Origin of the sequence: Streptomyces sp. NPDC047042, assembly GCF_040644035.1 — a bacterium.
Lineage (GTDB): Bacteria > Actinomycetota > Actinomycetes > Streptomycetales > Streptomycetaceae > Streptomyces.
Map to the genome: position 1 here is coordinate 46,181 of NZ_JBEYVP010000031.1, position 16,372 is coordinate 62,552.

General features: G+C 70.4%; 17 protein-coding genes, 1 tRNA gene and 1 other RNA gene. 18 read left to right on the top strand and 1 reads right to left on the bottom strand.

Annotated elements, in window-relative coordinates; genetic code table 11:
• Nucleotides 1-234: 234 nt before the first annotated feature.
• From ABZ855_RS32170 to ABZ855_RS32240, 15 genes are all read left to right on the top strand, one after another.
• Complete coding sequence (locus tag ABZ855_RS32170; RefSeq protein ID WP_360812894.1) at nucleotides 235-381, top strand: hypothetical protein; 147 nt, start codon at nucleotides 235-237, stop codon at nucleotides 379-381.
• A gap of 176 nt (nucleotides 382-557) precedes the next feature.
• Complete coding sequence (locus tag ABZ855_RS32175) at nucleotides 558-1,370, top strand: DUF4097 family beta strand repeat-containing protein (RefSeq protein WP_360812896.1); 813 nt, start codon at nucleotides 558-560, stop codon at nucleotides 1,368-1,370.
• 127 nt (nucleotides 1,371-1,497) lie between these two features.
• A complete protein-coding gene (locus ABZ855_RS32180; RefSeq protein WP_319213249.1) occupies nucleotides 1,498-1,788 on the top strand; it encodes a hypothetical protein in 291 nt (96 codons plus the stop codon).
• Complete coding sequence (locus ABZ855_RS32185) at nucleotides 1,785-2,930, top strand: conjugal transfer protein (protein WP_360812898.1); 1,146 nt, start codon at nucleotides 1,785-1,787, stop codon at nucleotides 2,928-2,930. The genes ABZ855_RS32180 and ABZ855_RS32185 overlap by 4 nt, the downstream gene beginning before the upstream one ends.
• Complete coding sequence (locus ABZ855_RS32190; RefSeq protein ID WP_360812900.1) at nucleotides 2,927-3,310, top strand: RRQRL motif-containing zinc-binding protein; 384 nt, start codon at nucleotides 2,927-2,929, stop codon at nucleotides 3,308-3,310. The genes ABZ855_RS32185 and ABZ855_RS32190 overlap by 4 nt, the downstream gene beginning before the upstream one ends.
• Before the next feature lie 83 nt (nucleotides 3,311-3,393).
• Nucleotides 3,394-5,619 carry a cell division protein FtsK gene (locus tag ABZ855_RS32195; protein ID WP_360812902.1) on the top strand — a complete coding sequence of 742 codons (2,226 nt, stop codon included), beginning with the start codon at nucleotides 3,394-3,396 and terminating at the stop codon, nucleotides 5,617-5,619.
• Nucleotides 5,620-5,761: 142 nt separating this feature from the next.
• Nucleotides 5,762-6,013, top strand: coding sequence for a hypothetical protein (locus tag ABZ855_RS32200; protein ID WP_360812904.1), 252 nt, complete (start codon nucleotides 5,762-5,764; stop codon nucleotides 6,011-6,013).
• Nucleotides 6,014-6,032: 19 nt separating this feature from the next.
• Nucleotides 6,033-6,227, top strand: coding sequence for a hypothetical protein (locus tag ABZ855_RS32205; RefSeq protein ID WP_360812906.1), 195 nt, complete (start codon nucleotides 6,033-6,035; stop codon nucleotides 6,225-6,227).
• 20 nt (nucleotides 6,228-6,247) lie between these two features.
• On the top strand, nucleotides 6,248-6,718 hold the full coding sequence (locus ABZ855_RS32210; RefSeq protein WP_360812908.1) for a hypothetical protein: 471 nt from the start codon (nucleotides 6,248-6,250) through the stop codon (nucleotides 6,716-6,718).
• An 18-nt stretch (nucleotides 6,719-6,736) separates the two neighbouring features.
• Nucleotides 6,737-7,027: a hypothetical protein gene (locus tag ABZ855_RS32215; protein ID WP_360812910.1), complete on the top strand. Its 291-nt coding sequence runs from the start codon at nucleotides 6,737-6,739 to the stop codon at nucleotides 7,025-7,027.
• Nucleotides 7,028-7,212: 185 nt separating this feature from the next.
• Nucleotides 7,213-8,091 (top strand): bifunctional DNA primase/polymerase, encoded by an 879-nt coding sequence (locus tag ABZ855_RS32220; RefSeq protein ID WP_360812912.1) that lies wholly within the window; start codon nucleotides 7,213-7,215, stop codon nucleotides 8,089-8,091.
• Nucleotides 8,088-8,411, top strand: a complete 324-nt coding sequence (locus tag ABZ855_RS32225) for a hypothetical protein (protein WP_360812914.1) — start codon at nucleotides 8,088-8,090, stop codon at nucleotides 8,409-8,411. The genes ABZ855_RS32220 and ABZ855_RS32225 overlap by 4 nt, the downstream gene beginning before the upstream one ends.
• 11 nt (nucleotides 8,412-8,422) lie before the next feature.
• Entirely contained in the window at nucleotides 8,423-9,970 is a 1,548-nt protein-coding gene (locus ABZ855_RS32230) for a YfjI family protein (RefSeq protein WP_360813046.1), read from the top strand.
• 342 nt (nucleotides 9,971-10,312) lie between these two features.
• A complete protein-coding gene (locus ABZ855_RS32235) occupies nucleotides 10,313-10,540 on the top strand; it encodes an excisionase family DNA-binding protein (protein ID WP_360812915.1) in 228 nt (75 codons plus the stop codon).
• A gap of 84 nt (nucleotides 10,541-10,624) precedes the next feature.
• Entirely contained in the window at nucleotides 10,625-11,908 is a 1,284-nt protein-coding gene (locus ABZ855_RS32240; protein WP_360812917.1) for a tyrosine-type recombinase/integrase, read from the top strand.
• 63 nt (nucleotides 11,909-11,971) lie between these two features.
• On the opposite strand, the gene ABZ855_RS32245 is transcribed toward ABZ855_RS32240, so the two are convergent.
• Nucleotides 11,972-12,059 (bottom strand) — tRNA-Ser (locus ABZ855_RS32245).
• A 76-nt stretch (nucleotides 12,060-12,135) separates the two neighbouring features.
• Here ABZ855_RS32245 and ffs point away from each other — a divergent pair.
• From ffs to purD, 3 genes are all read left to right on the top strand, one after another.
• An RNA gene (ffs, locus tag ABZ855_RS32250) (signal recognition particle sRNA small type) lies at nucleotides 12,136-12,226 on the top strand.
• Between the two features lie 73 nt (nucleotides 12,227-12,299).
• Entirely contained in the window at nucleotides 12,300-14,717 is a 2,418-nt protein-coding gene (locus tag ABZ855_RS32255) for a DNA polymerase III subunit gamma and tau (protein ID WP_360812919.1), read from the top strand.
• 176 nt (nucleotides 14,718-14,893) lie between these two features.
• Nucleotides 14,894-16,156, top strand: coding sequence for a phosphoribosylamine--glycine ligase (gene purD, locus ABZ855_RS32260; RefSeq protein ID WP_360812921.1), 1,263 nt, complete (start codon nucleotides 14,894-14,896; stop codon nucleotides 16,154-16,156).
• Nucleotides 16,157-16,372 lie beyond the last annotated feature (216 nt).

Consider the following 16,372-nt stretch of genomic DNA (forward strand, 5'->3'; position numbering starts at 1 on the left):
AAACAGGTACTGCATCACCGGCACGGAACAGCTCGTAAGGAAGGCGGCTTCGGTCGCTCGCCGCGAGCGTCCGTGATCGGCAGCTACTTGAGAACTGAACAGCGTGATTCGAGAACGACGAAACCTCAGCCCCTGCCCGGCCACCACGGGCGTACGCAGCAAAGCAGGCAGGGGCGCGCGGCCCGCCGATCCGTTCGGCGCGGGCCCACCACCTACGACACCTCAGGAGTCCACATGTTCGGCGTGCAGTCGCAGCAGTCGTCCGACCTGACCTCCCCGGAGTCCGTTCAGTGCGGTCAGGAGGTCTACGACCGCATCGCGTCCGGTCAGTGCACGGACGTTGAGAAGGAACTGAACGAGGCCTACGGCCGTAACGGCTGACCCTCCCCAGCACTACAGCCCCGATGGTCTTCGGGCCGGGTTCGACTCCCGGTCGGGGCACTTGGCCCGCCGCTTTCTGCGGCGTTGGCCTGCGTATCCGGTGCGGCGGCACTCCCGGACAGGACAGCCCGCCGCGCCGGATCTTCCTATCCCGGCGTAGTCAGGAGCAGTAGCCCATGACCGAGCGAATCATCCCCGTGGACGTCGTCGGCCCGATCGCCCTGGATCTGACGATGAACACCGGCAGCATCCGCGTCGTCGTCGACCCCGCGTTGAAGCAGGCGCGCATGGTGCTGACGACGGAAGCCACATCCGGCCCGTCGGCCGACGCGATCCGCAACACCACCGTCAGCCTCAACGGGCAGAACCTCGGGGTTCGCGTCCCGGACGTCGCCGGCGGCATGAACGGCAGCACCACCATCCGCATGGGTGGCGGCACCATGACGTTCTCCGGCGGCAACGGCGTGCAGATCGTGAACGGCAACGTCCACATCACCGGCCACGGCGGCGGCAAGGTCTTCGTCAACGGCCGCGAGGTCACCTCCACCGGCCCGGCCGGGGACGCGGCGACGCCGATTGAGGCCGTTGTCCACCTGCCCGCGCGGTCCGTGGCCACGATCAGCACGTACAGCGCCAACACCGTCGTCACCGGCACGTTGGCGCGGCTGGAGTACGTCGGCACGTCCGGCACGCTGACCGCTGAGCGGACCGGTGACCTGGACGCCACGGTCACCAGCGGCAGCGTCGTCGTCGGCGAGGTGACCGGTCCGCTGGACATCAACCTCACGTCCGGCAACGTCAACGTCGGCGCCTACAGCGGCCACAACGCCCGGTTGAACCTCACGTCCGGCAACGTCCGCATGGCCGCGACCCCGCAGTCCACCGGCCGTCTGTCCGTGAACGCCACCTCTGGCAGCGCCCGCATCACCGGCGCCGGTCACCTGAACGTCCGCCGCCGGGTGACCAGCGGCCACGTGCAGATCGCCTAGCACGCGCCGCGCTCACCATCACCACCGTCTGACCCCCGTTCTTCGCGGGGCGGTCGCACTCCCGGACAGGACAGCCGACCGCCCCGCGCCATCCCGACGTACTTGAATGGAGAACCCCACCATGCGTATGCGCACTTTCATCGCCGGTCAGGAAGCGTTCGGCGACCTGGAGTTCGCGGAACTGGCGCTCGGTATCGACGTCGACCTGTTCCGGGGCCCGCTGGAGTCCGAGACGGACGACGACCGCGCGGCCCGCGAGGACGCGGCCCGTGACGTCCTCGCCGACCTGGCCGCGATGGGTGAGGCCGGTGACGAGATCGCCGGTTGGGACGCCCTGTACGCCGACGCGCTGACCCGCACGGTCCCCTTCCTGCGTTCCGCTCGCGCCCTGCGCTCGGGGACGGGGGAAGCGGCATGAGCGAGACGCGCAAGCCCCTGACAAGGGTTCAGATCGGCGTGCTGACGGCCGCGTTCGTGCCGATGCTCGCCACGGGCGTGATCGGCGGCATCGGCACCTACAGCAACATCGGGCACGCCTACGGCAAGGGAACCGCCCTCGGTGCCCTCGCCGCCGGCGAGGGCGCGACCGCCGTCCTCGCCCTGGTGCTGCTGGGTCTGACCATGCTGGGACAGTCCTCTCCGCGCGTCGTACGGATCGGACTGTGGGCACTGCCGGCCGCCGCCGCCGTCATGGGCGCCATGGCCGCGCCGGACCCGGGGCGTACCGTGATCTACGCCCTGACCCCCATGGGCATGTCCGTATCGGCGGAGGGCATGGCGTTTCTCGCGCGGCGGATCGTCGTTCACACCGACGGCCGCGACGCGGAGAACGAGCGGCGCACCGCCGACACCGTCCAAGCCCTCGCCTACCACCGCGCTCGTGCCGCTCAGCATCCGGCCGACCGGGTCAGGAAGCGGTCGGAGCGGGCGTCATGGCGTCTGGCCCGCAAGGTCGGGGTCGGGGACGCGGCGCTCGGATCGAGGCTGCTGGACGTTCAGCGCGACCGGATCACCGCCGGTGCGGATGCCGCCCTCGCGTCGATGTTCGGCGGCACCGACCCGGTCCCCGCCCTGGTCACGAATGCGGAGGAATCTACCGAGACCATCAGGAAACGGTCTACGGCTGACCTGCGGGAATCGACCCCGGTGCCGACAGTGGTGCTGACTCGATTCTCGGTGCCCGATCCGGTGGCGGTCGACTGCGTGAAGCCGACGCTTCCCCTCAAGCCGGTTGCGGCGATCACCTCGCCGATCGTGCCGGTACCGGTGAAGACCGACCGGACGTCGGCCGGGTCGACGGGGCGGCGGACGGTAGCGGCCGACTCCCCGCGATCCCGCCGGGCAACCGGCCGGGTTCCCTCCGTGGCCCGATCACCCCGGCCGAAGCGCACGGCGGATCAGTTGCTCGCTGAGGCCCGAACCGCGACCGCCGATTGGCCGGACAGCCGGGTCACGGCGGAGGGTATCCGCCGCGAACTCCACACCTCGCCGGCGAACGCGCGGACGCTGCGGGACACGATCCTCGCCGAACGCGCGGCCGGTGGCGGTAAGGCCGCGTGAAGCGGCTTACCCTCGCCGACTGCTTCGACCCGGACGGCGAACGCTTCGGCATCCCCACCTACCCGTGGCGCTGCGCCCCCGACGACTTGGCCACCCGCCGCCAACTCCGCATCCGTGGACTACGGCCGGGCGGTCAGGACATCGCGGCTCAACTCTTCCGGCCGCGCCGCCGGCGCGAACCGCTGACCGCCTACCTGTACCGGGTCGACCTCGCCCGTCCGGTGCGGCCGATGACCCCGGCGAGGTGGGCAGCGCTCGCCAAAGCCAATGCCGCCCGCCGCCGCTGCCCCGAGTGCGGCCGGGACGCCGGATACGTGATCCCCACCTCGCTCGGAGCCTGTGTGACCTGCGCCTATCCCGAGGAACAGCGCGCCGCTTGAACCAACCACAACCCGGGTCCGGCCGCCCGACCTTCCACAGCAAGCCGGCCGGACCCTTCGACTCCCGAAGGAGTGCGTACATCGTGACGGAAACCACCACCTTCACGCCCCCCGGGGACCCGGAGGGCACCGAACAGCCGACGGCCGAGATCGTGCCGTTCCCGCTGAAGAAGAAGACCGACCCGCCGGCGCCGACCGGCGAGGGCGCGGTCAAGCCCGGGGAGTGGCAGGCCGAACTCCCCGACGCCGACGACCCCGAGACGGAGGGACTTGCCGAGGGTGCCCCGGTCGACCCGCCGCGCGAGGTCTACCCGCCGTCCGTCAGCGAGTGGATGGAGGCACGGGACAAGGCCCGTATGCCGGTCCTGCCGGACTGGGTGAAGCTCCCTGACCAGCGAACGGCCGTCCGCAAGTGGGCAGTTCGCCACTACTCGGCAGTGGCCGGCTACCACGCCGTACGTCTGCCGCTCGTCTACACGCCGAAGATCTGCATGTACTCGCCGCGCGGAGCGTGGCGCTGGTCAACCGCGGTCGGCCGGTGGGTGTTCGACGCGGAGGGCAAGTCGCTGCGTATCGCGTCCGTGGCGAACGAGGACGCGGCGGAGTACTTGAAGCTGTCGCGGCAGCGCAACGACCGCGTCAGGCTGCGGGGGATCGTGGCGACGGTCGGCGGTTTCGTCGGTCTGGCCGCCGCGCTGACCCTGTACGTCATGGCGCCGTCGTGGCTGCTCATGCTGGTTATCGCCGCGTTCACCACCACGCTGGGTGTGGCGGGGGCGCCGGCGGACCGGCCGTTGGTTGACATGGCCAAGGTGACGTTCCGTAAGCGCAAGCTGTCCTCGGACATCGTGATCCGCGCGCATGAGGCGGCTGGCCTGACGGCCAAGGATCAGTCGATTTCGTTCCCCCGGCCGATTGGTCGGGACGGGGACGGCTGGCGGGTCGTCGTCGACCTGCCGTACGGCAAGACGTTCGAAGACGCGCTCAAGGCGCACGCACGTCTCGCGTCCGGCATGGACATCGCCCCGACCCAACTGTTCTTGGACAAGGACGAAACCAGCGGTCGTCGGGTGTCGTACTGGATCGCCGACCGTGACCCGCTCGCCGTCCCGTCGGGCAAGTCCCCGCTGCTGGGGGCAACGAGGGTGGACTTCTGGAAGCCCTTCCCGTGGGGCGTCGACGAACGCGGCAACCCGGTCATGGCCACGATGTTGTGGCTGTCGCTGCTGGTCGGCGCCGTCCCGCGTCAGGGCAAGACGTTCTCCGCCCGCACCATCGCCCTCGCCGCCGCGTTGGACCCGTACGTGCGGCTGTACCTGTTCGACGGGAAGGCGTCGCCGGACTGGCGCACGTTCGCGAAGGTCGCCCACCGGATCGGGTTCGGCATCGTGCCCAAGAACGGGTTCGACCCCGTTCAGCACCTGCTGACCTCGCTGCGGGAACTCAAGGCGGACGTCGAAGACCGCTACCACCGGCTCTCCGAACTGCCGCTGCACGTCTGCCCCGAGGGCAAGCTCACCCCGGAGATCAGCCGGGACAAGAAGCTCAACATGCCCCTGACCCTGTTCGTGGTGGATGAAGTGCAGGAGTACCTGACCCACCCCGAGCACGGCAAGGAAATCCTGTCCCTCATGGTCTACCTCGCCCGGGTCGCGCCGGCCGTCGGCGTCTCGGTGATGACCGCGACGCAGAAGCCGGACGACAAGGCGTGCCCCTCGGAGCTGCGGGACCAGCATCAGGCCCGGTTCGCGCTGCGGGTCGGCGCCTACCAGGTGTCGGACACGATCCTCGGCGCCGGGTCGTACTCGGAGGGACTGGACGCGTCCAAGCTGCTCAAGTCCCACAAGGGTGTGGGTCTGCTCAAGGGCATGTCGGACGACTCGGGGATCGTGCGCACGTACCTCGCCGACGGCCGGGACGCCGAACGCATCCTGACCCGCGCCGCCGCGCTGCGTGAGGCCGAGGGCACGCTGTCCGGCGACGCGGTCGGCGAGAGCCCGGCACCGGAGACGTCCGCGACGATCCTGGACGACGTCGCGGCCGTGCTCGGCAAGGGCGAGACGAAGGTGTGGTCCGAAACGGTCGTTGACCGACTCGCCGACCTCCGCCCCGACGTCTACGGCCCGTGGGCCGAGATGGAGCCCAAACCCAAGGCGGAAGCACTCACCGCCGCGCTCAAGCCGTTCGGCATCGGCACCGTGCAGATCAGCCGGCGCATCGACGGCGAACAGGTCAACAAGCGCGGCATCAAGCGCGACGACATCGCCACCACGATTACGGAGCGCAACAAGAAGCGGGACGCCGGATAGGTCCCCGCAGCCTGCTACCGGTAGCGGCACACGTCGCTACCGGTAGCAACCCTGCTAGCGACCCAAACCACCCCTGATCAGGCCGCTAGCACGTAGCGGCCGACCTGCGGAAACCCCCTCCAACCCCTCTGAGAGGCCCCTGATGAGCCTTGTACTGCTCGCTACCGCATTCCTGCTGTTCGTCACCCTCGGTTACGTCGTCAAGTGCTGGCTGAGCCCGTTCGGCGACTGCCGCAAGTGCGAGGGCATGGGCCACGGCTTCAAGACCGACCGCAAGGGCAACACCAAGCGCGGCAAGGACTGCCGACGCTGCGACGCCACCGGCAAGCGCATACGCGTGGGCCGCTGGATCTACAACCGCGCCGCGCGCACCTACCGCGCCGGCACCCGCTGACCCCGCCGGGAGACAACTCGTGGTCATCACCATCCCGCTCGTTCTGCTGCTCGCCGTCGTCGTCGCGCTGCTGCTGCGCTTCAAGGCCGTCGGTGCCGGCGCGGTCGTCGCCGTCGCGCTCTTCGGCTTCTACCTCGCCAACACCGGCGCGGCCCACACCATCAACGACCTCGTCACCGCGTTCACCGACGCCGTCCCCGGCGTCGGCCGCTGATCCGAAAGGAGTCCAGCACCATGAACGAACCCACCGCGTACGGCCGTCCGACCGGACGCGACAGGGCGGCCGTGGAAGTCCACATCCCCACCCCGCTCACCCCCGCCCACACCGCCCCGCTGATGCCGATGCAGCCGGGCACCATCCCGGCCGTGACGAGTGTCGTCCTCCCCGACGGCCGCGTCGTCACCGGCTACACCCTCAACCCCGCCCACCCCGACCCGGTCGTCACCGCCAAGCCGGCCGTCTCCCGCGCGGCCGTGAACGTCGCCCTCGGGGGCGTCGGGTTCCTCGCCGTGTGCGGCGGACTGCTGCTGCTCACGACGTTCATCGCCGTCCTGACCGCCCTGGTGACCCAACTCGTCATCCTCGCCGCCGTCATCTTCGGCGGCTGGATCGCCGTGCAGGTGTTCAGCGCGAGCGGGAGCCGTGGCGGAACGACGGTCAACATCCGCAAGGCGGTCGTCAAGCGCAACAAGTTCTACGGCTGACAAGGGAGAACAACACCCGTGATCCGACTCCGCGTTCAGGTCGCCCATTGGCCTCACCGGTCCCTGGTCTTGACCGACACACCCCGCCCGGACTGCTTCAACTGCGAGGGACTGGGCGGCATCGAGCACCCCTACGGCGACGACAACGGCGAGTACGCCGGTGACGAGTGGGAGCCCTGCGGCTGCTGGAACGAGACCCGCCGCTGGTACCTGATGCCCCTGCCGCGCCGGCCCCGGTGGTGGCGTCGCCGCGACAACGGCCGTGACCCGTGGGGTCCCGGCGGCTACAGCAACGAACCGCCCTTCTAGCTCTGCCCGTGGGCGGCGGCACTCCCGGACAAGGACAGCCCGCCGCCCACGGTCTCCGATCCCGACGTTGCAGAACAGGAGACCTACAGCATGACTCAACTGCGTGTGTCCGGCGAGGGCTTCTCAGCCCTTGCCACTCGAACGGGGCGCGCCCCGTCCCGGCCGCGTCCGCTGGATCTGATCTCGTGAACGCCGCGACGAACCCCCTGCACGTCGCCCTCGCCCTCGCGGCGGCCGGTGTCCCCGTCCTGCCCCTGCGAGCGGGCAAGCTCCCGTTCGGCAACTGCCGTTCCTGCAAGGACAGCGTCTGCGGCGACCGACCCAACATGAAAGCGGCGGGCCCCTGCCAGTGCCCGGCACCGTGCCACGGGTGGGCGGCAGCGACCACTGACCCGCACGTCCTCACCTCGCCCCCGTGGGCGCCGGCATGGCGTGAGGCGGCAACGGTCGCCTACCACCCCGGAGGGGCCGGGTTGACGGTCGTCGACCTGGACAACGCGGCGGCCGTCGCATGGGCCCGCGCGACCCTGCCCCCTACCCGGACCGTGCGGACGACGCGCGGCGAGCACTGGATCTACCGGGGCGCCATGCGGTCGTCGAACGCGGTCCGGCCGGGCGTCGATATCAAGTCCTTGACGCAGTACGCCCGTTGGCTTGGACCCGGGTCCGGCCGTATGGCCGTTCTCCCGGCGGCCGTGCGCGCGCTGCTGGTGAAGGAAGACACCACCCCCGCCCCGGGGGAGGTGGACTCTTCTCTTCCCGCCCGCGCAACCTGGTCGCGAGAGGTGGCCACCGGGTGCCGCCACACCGAGCGCTACGTCCGAACCGGCCTGGAACGCGGCCTCACCCTCGTACGGGCCCGCACCGAATCCGGCGCCGGATCACAGGCGTTCGGCGTCGCACGGTTCCTCGCAGCACAGCACACCGCATGTCCCGGACCGTGCGGACTCGCAGCCATCGGCGAGGAGATCGTGACGGCCGCCGTCTTGGTGGGCGTCCCGGAGCCCTACGCCCGCCGCGCGGTCGCCAACGGCCTTGAGACGGCTGTGGAGCGCGCGGCATGAACAAAGCATCCCGAACCCCCACCAACAGCACTCAGGGCGCCGTACAGGGCCCGCTACAGCCGTCCGTGGGCGAACCGAAGGTCGCCGCCCGCAAGGGCGTCCTTTCTGCCGTTGGTTCCGACCCGCAGACGGTCACCATCACCGGCATCACCCCCGGTTTTCAGATCCAGTGCGAGGGCGTACCGGTCGCGGACTGGCTCTGTGCCTGTGGGCATCACGAACGCGCCCGGGGCCGTGCCGCCGTCATCAGGCTGAGCGCCCGCGTGAGCGTCGGCGTCTGCCCCCACACCACCACCGCCGAAGGGAGGGCAGTGTCATGACTCCACAACCTGTGGACAGCCCCGACCTATGGGCCGGACTGCCCACCCTGGAAGACCCGCCCGGCGAGGACGACGCGGCACCGGATGTGTGGGAGGACCCCATTCCTCTCACCGGTCGCCGTGAGCGGCCGGGGTTTCCCGCCCACGTCTTCCCCACCTGGTTGGGGGAGTTCGTGGCGGCCGTCGCGGAAGAGACACAGACCCCGGTCGACCTCGCCGGTTCGGTCGCCCTCGCCGTGCTCGCCACGGCGGCCGGCGGCCGGTCGGTAGTCCACGTACGAGGTCATTGGCGCGAGCCGACCAACCTCTACACGGTGGTGGCGCTCCCGCCCGGCAACCGCAAGTCGGCCGTCTTCGGGCTGCTGACCGACCCGCTGTACGAGGCGGAGAAACAACTACAGGCGGCGATGAAGCCGCGGATCGTGGAAGCGGAGCTGACGGCGAGGTTGGCGAAGGAAGCGGCGGACAAGGCAACCGTCAAAGCCGCGTCCGCCGACAGCGACAAGCGAGACGAGATGGTGAAGACCGCCGTCGGTCTCGCGCAGACCGCCGACACGCTCACCGTGCCGGCCGAACCCCTGTTGCTGGCGGACGACTGCACCCCCGAGACGGTCACCTCGCTCATCGCCGAACAAGGCGGCCGACTGTCGGTGATGAGCGATGAAGGAGGAATCTTCGACATCATCGCCGGCCGCTACTCGGGCAGTCCCAACATGGAAGTCTTCCTCAAAGGCCATGCCGGAGGGCGCCTGAGGGTCAACCGGCAAACCCGCCGCGAGTACGTCGACGCCCCCGCCCTGACCATGGGACTCGCCGTACAGCCCGATGTGCTGCTGGACATGGGGAAGATCAAGGGGGGGAAAGGTCGCGGACTGCTGGGCCGCTTCCTGTACTCGCTGCCGGTGTCGACGGTCGGCGAGCGGAAGGTCATCACCGACCCGGTCCCCGAACCGACGGCCGCCACCTACACCGCCCGGGTCATCGACCTCACCCTGTCCCTCGCCGACTGGACCGACCCGGCCGTCATCCAGCTCACCCCCGACGCGAGCGCGGCCCTGATCGCCTATCAGGAACGAGTCGAACCGTGGCTCAAGGAGCGCGGCGGGAAGCTGGGCCACATCACCGACTGGGCCGGAAAACTCGTCGGAGCGACCGCCCGCATGGCCGCGCTGCTGCACCTCGCCGAACACGGCGGCAACGGCTACGCCCACCCCGTCACCGAAGACACCATGAGCGCGGCCATCGAGCTGGGGGAGTACTACACCGCCCATGCCCTCGCCGTGTTCGACGCCATGGGCGCCGACCCGGTCATGGGCCGCGCCCGCAGTGTCCTGGACGCCCTGAGGGACAACGAATGGGAGGACGTCAGCCGGCGGGACGTCTTCACCGCCCTGTCCCGCAGCGAGGTGCCCACGGTCGCCGACCTGGAACCGGCGCTCGCACTGCTGGAAGACCACGGATACCTGCGCTCTTACCAACCCGAGCGCACCGGCAAGCGCGGACGTCCCCCGGCACCCCGCCTACTCGCCCACCCCGCCCTGCGACAGAACGGCCGGTGACCCCGGCCGCGCACCCAACCCCTCCCGCACAAACCGCAAAATCGCAATAACCCCCGGACACCCCCACTGACCTGCGAAGCGACCCCTGCCCCATCTCGGCCGGGGGTCCGTCGCACAATCCCGCGATATTCCGCAAAAAAACCGAGCACCACCCCACCGCCCAGGACCGGCCGACGGCCGCCCCTGATTTTTGCGGAATATCGCGGATTTTTGCGGAGCACCACCCACCACCACCCGCACACCACAACACCGCAGGTCAACGGCCATCCCCGGCTTTTCTGCGGATTTTGCGGTTTGTGCGGCGGCACCTGCCCATGAACTCAGCCCCCACCGGAGCGACACATGGACGAACACCGCACCCTCGCCACCCCCGCCGACGACGACACGACCCTGGTTCTCCTCACAGTCGAAGAGGCCGCCCGCCGACTCCGCATCGGCCGCACAACGTGCTTCGCACTGATCCGCACCGGCGAACTGGAGTCCATCGACATCGGCCGACTCCGCCGCGTCCCGGCGGATGCACCCGCCGAATACCTCGCTCGCCGACGCGCGGCCAAACGAGCCGCTTGACCACCCCGGGGCGGCAGCACTCCCGGACAGGACAGCCCGCCGCCCCGGTCTCCATCCCGACACCGAAGAAACAGGAGCCTGCCTGTGGCAGAGAAGAAGAAGGGCACCCGCCGTGCCAACGGCGAATCCGCGATCTACTTCGGAAAAGACGAGCGTTGGCACGCTCGCGTACCGATGGGCTACAAGGACAACGGGGAGCCGTACCGCCGGCACCTGACGCGCAAGACGCGCGAGGACCTGGTCGCGGAAGTCAAGAAGCTGGAGAAGCAGCGCGACGCGGGTTCGGCGCAACAGCCGGGCAAGGCGTGGACGGTTGATAAGTGGCTTCAGCACTGGGTCGAGAACATCGCCAAGCCGACCGTCAGCGAGAACACGTACGACGGCTACGAGGTGGCCGTCCGCGTGCACCTCGTGCCCGGTATCGGCAAGCACCGCCTTGACCGCTTGCAGCCCGAGCACCTGGAAAGCCTGTACCGCCGTATGCAGGCGAACGGGGCCCGCAAGGCCGGAACGGCTCACCAGGCTCACCGCACCGCCCGAACCGCGCTGGGAGAGGCCGTACGGCGCGGCTACGCGGCGAAGAATGCCGCCGCGCTGGCCAAGCCGCCCCGCATGGAAGAGGACGAATCCGAGGTTGAGCCCTACTCCGTAGATGAGGTGCAGTGCCTGCTGCTCGAAGCCAACAAGCGCCGGAACAGCGCCCGTTGGATGCTCGCGCTCGCGCTCGGTCTGCGGCAGGGCGAGACGCTCGGACTGCGCTGGTCTGACGTCGACCTCGCCAACGAGTACTTGAAGCTGCGGCGGAACCGTCTGCGCCCCCGGTACGAGCACGGGTGCCCGGAAGCCTCACCGTGCGGCCGGAAGGCGGGGTACTGCCCCGCCAAGGTGCAGGTGCGGCGCGAGACCAAGAACACCAAGTCCCGCGCGGGCCGCCGCGCCGTGCCCCTGCCCGGCCCGCTGGTTGCCATGCTCCGTGCACACCGCGAGACGCAAGAGCGAGAGCGCAAGATGGCCGGCGACCTGTGGACCGAGTCGGACTACGTGTTCACCAAGCCGCTAGGTGGTCCACTGAGCCCGAACACGGACTACCACGACTGGAAGCGGCTACTGGAAGACGCGGGGGTTCGGAACGGGCGGCTGCACGACGCACGGCACACCGCCGCCACCGTGCTCATGCTGCTCGGTGTCCCGGCCCGCGTCATCGATCAGATCATGGGGTGGGAGCCGGGCACGTCCGCGAGCATGCGGGCGCGGTACCTCCATGTGCCGGACGCCATGCTCAAGGACGTTGCCCGGAAGATCGCCGAAGCCATCTGGGGATCCCCGGAGACACCCACTGTGGACAAAAACCAGGACAACGAGGTCTGAGGACAACGTCGAAGGGCCCCACCCTGAGGTGGGGCCCTTCGACGTATTGCCCGGTGAGAGCAATGGCGGAGGATACGAGATTCGAACTCGTGAGGGGTTGCCCCCAACACGCTTTCCAAGCGTGCGCCCTAGGCCTCTAGGCGAATCCTCCGCCGGGAACATTACATGACGGTGGGCGGTGCTTGCGAACTCGTTCCGGCCCCCGGCGATCAGGTACGCTGGGCCTCAGCCCCTCACGCGGCGCTATCTGACTGAACTCCCCCAGGGCCGGAAGGCAGCAAGGGTAGGTTGGCTCTGGCGGGTGCGTGGGGGGTCTTTCCGTGTGCCCGGGCCCGCGGGGTCAGCGGGCGGGCGGGGTCGACTGTCAGTGGGGCCCGATATCGTCGTATGCGTGTCGTCCCTTGCGCTGTACCGCCGCTACCGCCCGGAGTCGTTCGCCGAGGTCATCGGGCAGGAGCATGTAACCGACCCGCTGCAGCAGGCGCTGCGGAACAACCGGGTCAATCACGCGTACCTGTTCAGCGGGCCGCGCGGCTGCGGGAAGACGACCAGTGCGCGCATCCTGGCGCGCTGCCTGAACTGCGAGAAGGGGCCCACGCCGACCCCCTGCGGCGAATGCCAGTCCTGCCAGGACCTGGCGCGCAACGGGCCGGGGTCGATCGACGTCATCGAGATCGACGCGGCGTCGCACGGTGGTGTGGACGACGCCCGTGACCTGCGTGAAAAGGCCTTCTTCGGACCGGCGAGCAGCCGCTACAAGATCTACATCATCGACGAGGCCCACATGGTCACGTCGGCCGGTTTCAACGCCCTGCTCAAGGTCGTCGAGGAGCCGCCGGAGCACCTCAAGTTCATCTTCGCGACCACGGAACCCGAGAAGGTCATCGGGACGATCCGTTCCCGGACCCACCACTACCCCTTCCGGCTGGTCCCGCCCGGCACGCTCCGCGAGTACCTCGCCGAGGTCTGCGGGCGCGAGAACATCCCGGTCGCCGACGGCGTGCTGCCCCTGGTCGTACGGTCCGGCGCCGGCTCCGTACGAGACTCGATGTCCGTCATGGACCAGCTGCTGGCCGGCGCCGGAGCCGAAGGCGTCACGTACGCCATGGCCACCTCCCTGCTCGGCTACACGGACGGCTCATTGCTCGACTCCGTGGTCGAGGCATTCGCATCCGGCGACGGAGCTGCGGCCTTCGAGGTCGTGGACCGCATCATCGAGGGCGGCAACGACCCGCGCCGCTTCGTCGCCGACCTGCTCGAACGGCTGCGCGACCTGGTGATCCTCGCCGCTGTCCCGGACGCGGCGGAGAAGGGGCTCATCGACGCCCCGGTGGACGTCATCGAGCGGATGCAGGCCCAGGCCGGCGTCTTCGGCGCCGCCGAACTCAGCCGCGCCGCCGACCTCGTCAACGACGGCCTCACGGAGATGCGGGGCGCGACCTCGCCCCGTCTCCAGTTGGAACTCATCTGCGCGCGCGTGCTCCTACCCGCCGCGTACGGCGACGAGCGCTCGGTCATGGCCCGCCTCGACAAACTGGAGCGCGGCGTCAATTTCTCCGGCGGTCCCGCGATGGGCATGGGCGGCGCCGGTATCCCCATGGGGTACGTGCCGGGACCCGGTGCCCACGAGGGCGCGGTGGCGGGCGCACCCATGGGAGCCCCGATTCCGCCGGGCGGCGGGGTCGCGGCGGCACGGGCGGCGGTGAGAGGCGCGGAGGCGACGCCGGGTGCGCCGGTCATGCCCGGTGTGTCCCCGGGGGCGCCAAATGCCGGCGGAGGCGGAGTGCCCGTTACGACGGACCCGGGCGGTGTCGCGCCGGCCGCGCAGCCCCAGGCCCCCTTCCAACCCCAACCCCAGTCCCAGCACCAACCGCAAACACAACCGCAACCCCAAGCCCAAGCTCCGGCAGCACCAGCCCCCACGCAGCCCCCCGCCCAGACCGCCCCCGGCGCCTGGCCCACCGCGACCGCCGCGGGCAGTGGCCGCCGCCCCGGAGGCTGGCCCACGGCGACACCAGCGGGCGGCGGCCAGCCCCCGTCCCCTGCCGCACCCATCGCACCCACCCCGGCGGCGCCCTACGCCCAGTCCCAGCCCCCGGCTCATGCCCCCGCACCCGCCCCTGTCGCGCAGGCCGGCGCCCCCGTCCCCGGCGGCCTGGATCCCCGCATGCTCTGGCCGAACATCCTGGAGTCGGTGAAGAACCGCCGCCGGTTCACCTGGATCCTGCTCAGCCAGAACGCCCAGGTCAGCGGCTTCGACGGCACCACCCTCCAGCTCGGCTTCATGAACGCGGGCGCGCGGGACAACTTCGCCAGCAGCGGCAGCGAGGAAGTGCTGAAGCAGGCGCTGTCGGAACAGTTCAACGTCCAGTGGAGGATCGAGGCGATCGTCGACCCGACGGGCGGCGGCCAGGCGGCCCCCACAGCAGGCGCGCCCGGCGGCTACGGCGGAGGCGGCGCCCCGAGCGCTTACGGCGCCGGTGGACAAGGCGGTGGATACGGCAGCGGCGGTGGATACAGCGGTGGCGGTGGCGGTTACAGCGCCGCCGCCCCAACCGCACCGCCCGCCACCCACCAGCAGCCCCCGCCCGCGTCCCCCGCACCGTCCGCCCCCCAGGGATCCGGCGCCCCCCGCCCCCAGCCCTCCGCCCCCCCGGTTTCGCAGGCCCCGGAACCCCCACCCATCGCCCCCGAGGACGACACCCCCGAGGACGACGACCCCGACCTCGACGAGTCCGCCCTCTCCGGCCACGAACTGATCGTGAGAGAACTGGGCGCGACGGTGGTCGAGGAGTTCTCGAACGAGTAAACGAGTAGTGGAACCAGCGCCCAGCCAGTCCACCCCGGGCCCACCCACCAGCCCGTCCGGCGCTTGAGGACAAGGCCCGTTCAGGGCCGGAGCGGGGGCCCGGGGGCGGCAGCGCCCGGCGAGGCCCGCACCAACCCAGCCGAATCTCCCCCACCCCGCCCACTAAGCTGACCCCCGTGAAGGTCCTCCTCATCGGTAACGGCGCCCGCGAACACGCCCTGTGCCGCTCCCTGTCCCTCGACCCCGACGTCAGCGCGCTCCACTGCGCCCCCGGCAACGCCGGCATCGCCGAGGTCGCCGAGCTGCACCAGGTCGATCCCCTCGACGGCAAGGCCGTAGCGGCGCTCGCCCTGGAGCTGGACGCCGACCTGGTCGTCGTAGGGCCGGAGGCGCCGCTCGTCGCCGGGGTCGCCGACGCCGTGCGCGAGGCGGGCATCCCGGTCTTCGGCCCCTCCAAGGAGGCCGCGCAGCTGGAGGGCTCCAAGGCCTTCGCGAAGGACGTCATGGCGGGAGCCGGCGTCCCCACTGCCCGCTCGTACGTCTGCACGACGCCCGAGGAGGTCGACGAGGCGCTCGACGCCTTCGGAGCCCCGTACGTCGTGAAGGACGACGGACTCGCGGCGGGCAAGGGCGTGGTGGTCACCGCCGACCTGAAGGAGGCCGCCGCGCACGCGAACTCCTGCGAGCGCGTCGTCATCGAGGAGTTCCTCGACGGCCCCGAGGTCTCCCTCTTCGCGATCACCGACGGCGAGACGGTCCTCCCGCTCCAGCCCGCCCAGGACTTCAAGCGCGCGCTGGACGACGACGAGGGTCCGAACACGGGCGGCATGGGCGCCTACTCGCCGCTCCCGTGGGCCGACCCCAAGCTGGTCGACGAGGTCCTCCAGACGGTTCTGCAGCCGACGGTCGACGAGCTGCGCCGCCGCGGCACCCCCTTCTCCGGCCTCCTCTACGCGGGCCTCGCGATCACCTCGCGCGGCACCCGCGTGATCGAGTTCAACGCTCGCTTCGGCGACCCGGAGACCCAGGTCGTCCTGGCCCGGCTGAAGACCCCGCTGGCGGGCATCCTCCTCGCGGCGGCGAACGGCACCCTCGCCGACCTGGAACCGCTGCGCTGGAGCGACGACGCGGCGGTCACCGTGGTCATCGCCTCGCACAACTACCCCGGCACCCCGCGCACCGGCGACCCGATCACCGGCCTCGCCGACGTCGCCGCCGAGGACGCGCCGCACGCGTACGTCCTGCACGCGGGTACGAAGCGCGACGGCGACGCGATCGTGAGCGCGGGCGGCCGGGTGCTCTCCGTGACGGCGACCGGCAAGGACCTCAACCAGGCCCGCGACCGCGCGTACACCGCTCTTGGCCGCATCTACCTGGACGGCTCCCAGCACCGCACGGACATCGCGGCAAAGGCGGCGAAGGCGTCAACAGGGGAGTAACGCCCTCCAGTTCCCCCACACGTCGATGAACCTCTCGGGCCCCGAATCCGTCTAAGGATGCGGGGCCCGAGAGTGTTCTCTGCCGCGTCCGCAGGCCGTCCGCACGCCATCCGCTGGCCGTCCGCAGGCCGTCCCAGACCGCCCCCGACCCCCACCCAGCCGGCACTTCACCATCACCGCGTGTCATCCACCTCTCCCCAAAGCCATTCCATCGAG

Excerpts from the sequence above, each read along its gene's own strand:
- ABZ855_RS32170 (WP_360812894.1), top strand. The coding sequence starts at position 235 with ATGTTCGGCGTGCAGTCGCAGCAGTCGTCCGACCTGACCTCCCCGGAG.
- ABZ855_RS32175 (WP_360812896.1), top strand. The coding sequence starts at position 558 with ATGACCGAGCGAATCATCCCCGTGGACGTCGTCGGCCCGATCGCCCTG.
- ABZ855_RS32180 (WP_319213249.1), top strand. The coding sequence starts at position 1,498 with ATGCGCACTTTCATCGCCGGTCAGGAAGCGTTCGGCGACCTGGAGTTC.
- ABZ855_RS32185 (WP_360812898.1), top strand. The coding sequence starts at position 1,785 with ATGAGCGAGACGCGCAAGCCCCTGACAAGGGTTCAGATCGGCGTGCTG.
- ABZ855_RS32200 (WP_360812904.1), top strand. The coding sequence starts at position 5,762 with ATGAGCCTTGTACTGCTCGCTACCGCATTCCTGCTGTTCGTCACCCTC.
- ABZ855_RS32210 (WP_360812908.1), top strand. The coding sequence starts at position 6,248 with ATGAACGAACCCACCGCGTACGGCCGTCCGACCGGACGCGACAGGGCG.
- ABZ855_RS32225 (WP_360812914.1), top strand. The coding sequence starts at position 8,088 with ATGAACAAAGCATCCCGAACCCCCACCAACAGCACTCAGGGCGCCGTA.
- ABZ855_RS32235 (WP_360812915.1), top strand. The coding sequence starts at position 10,313 with ATGGACGAACACCGCACCCTCGCCACCCCCGCCGACGACGACACGACC.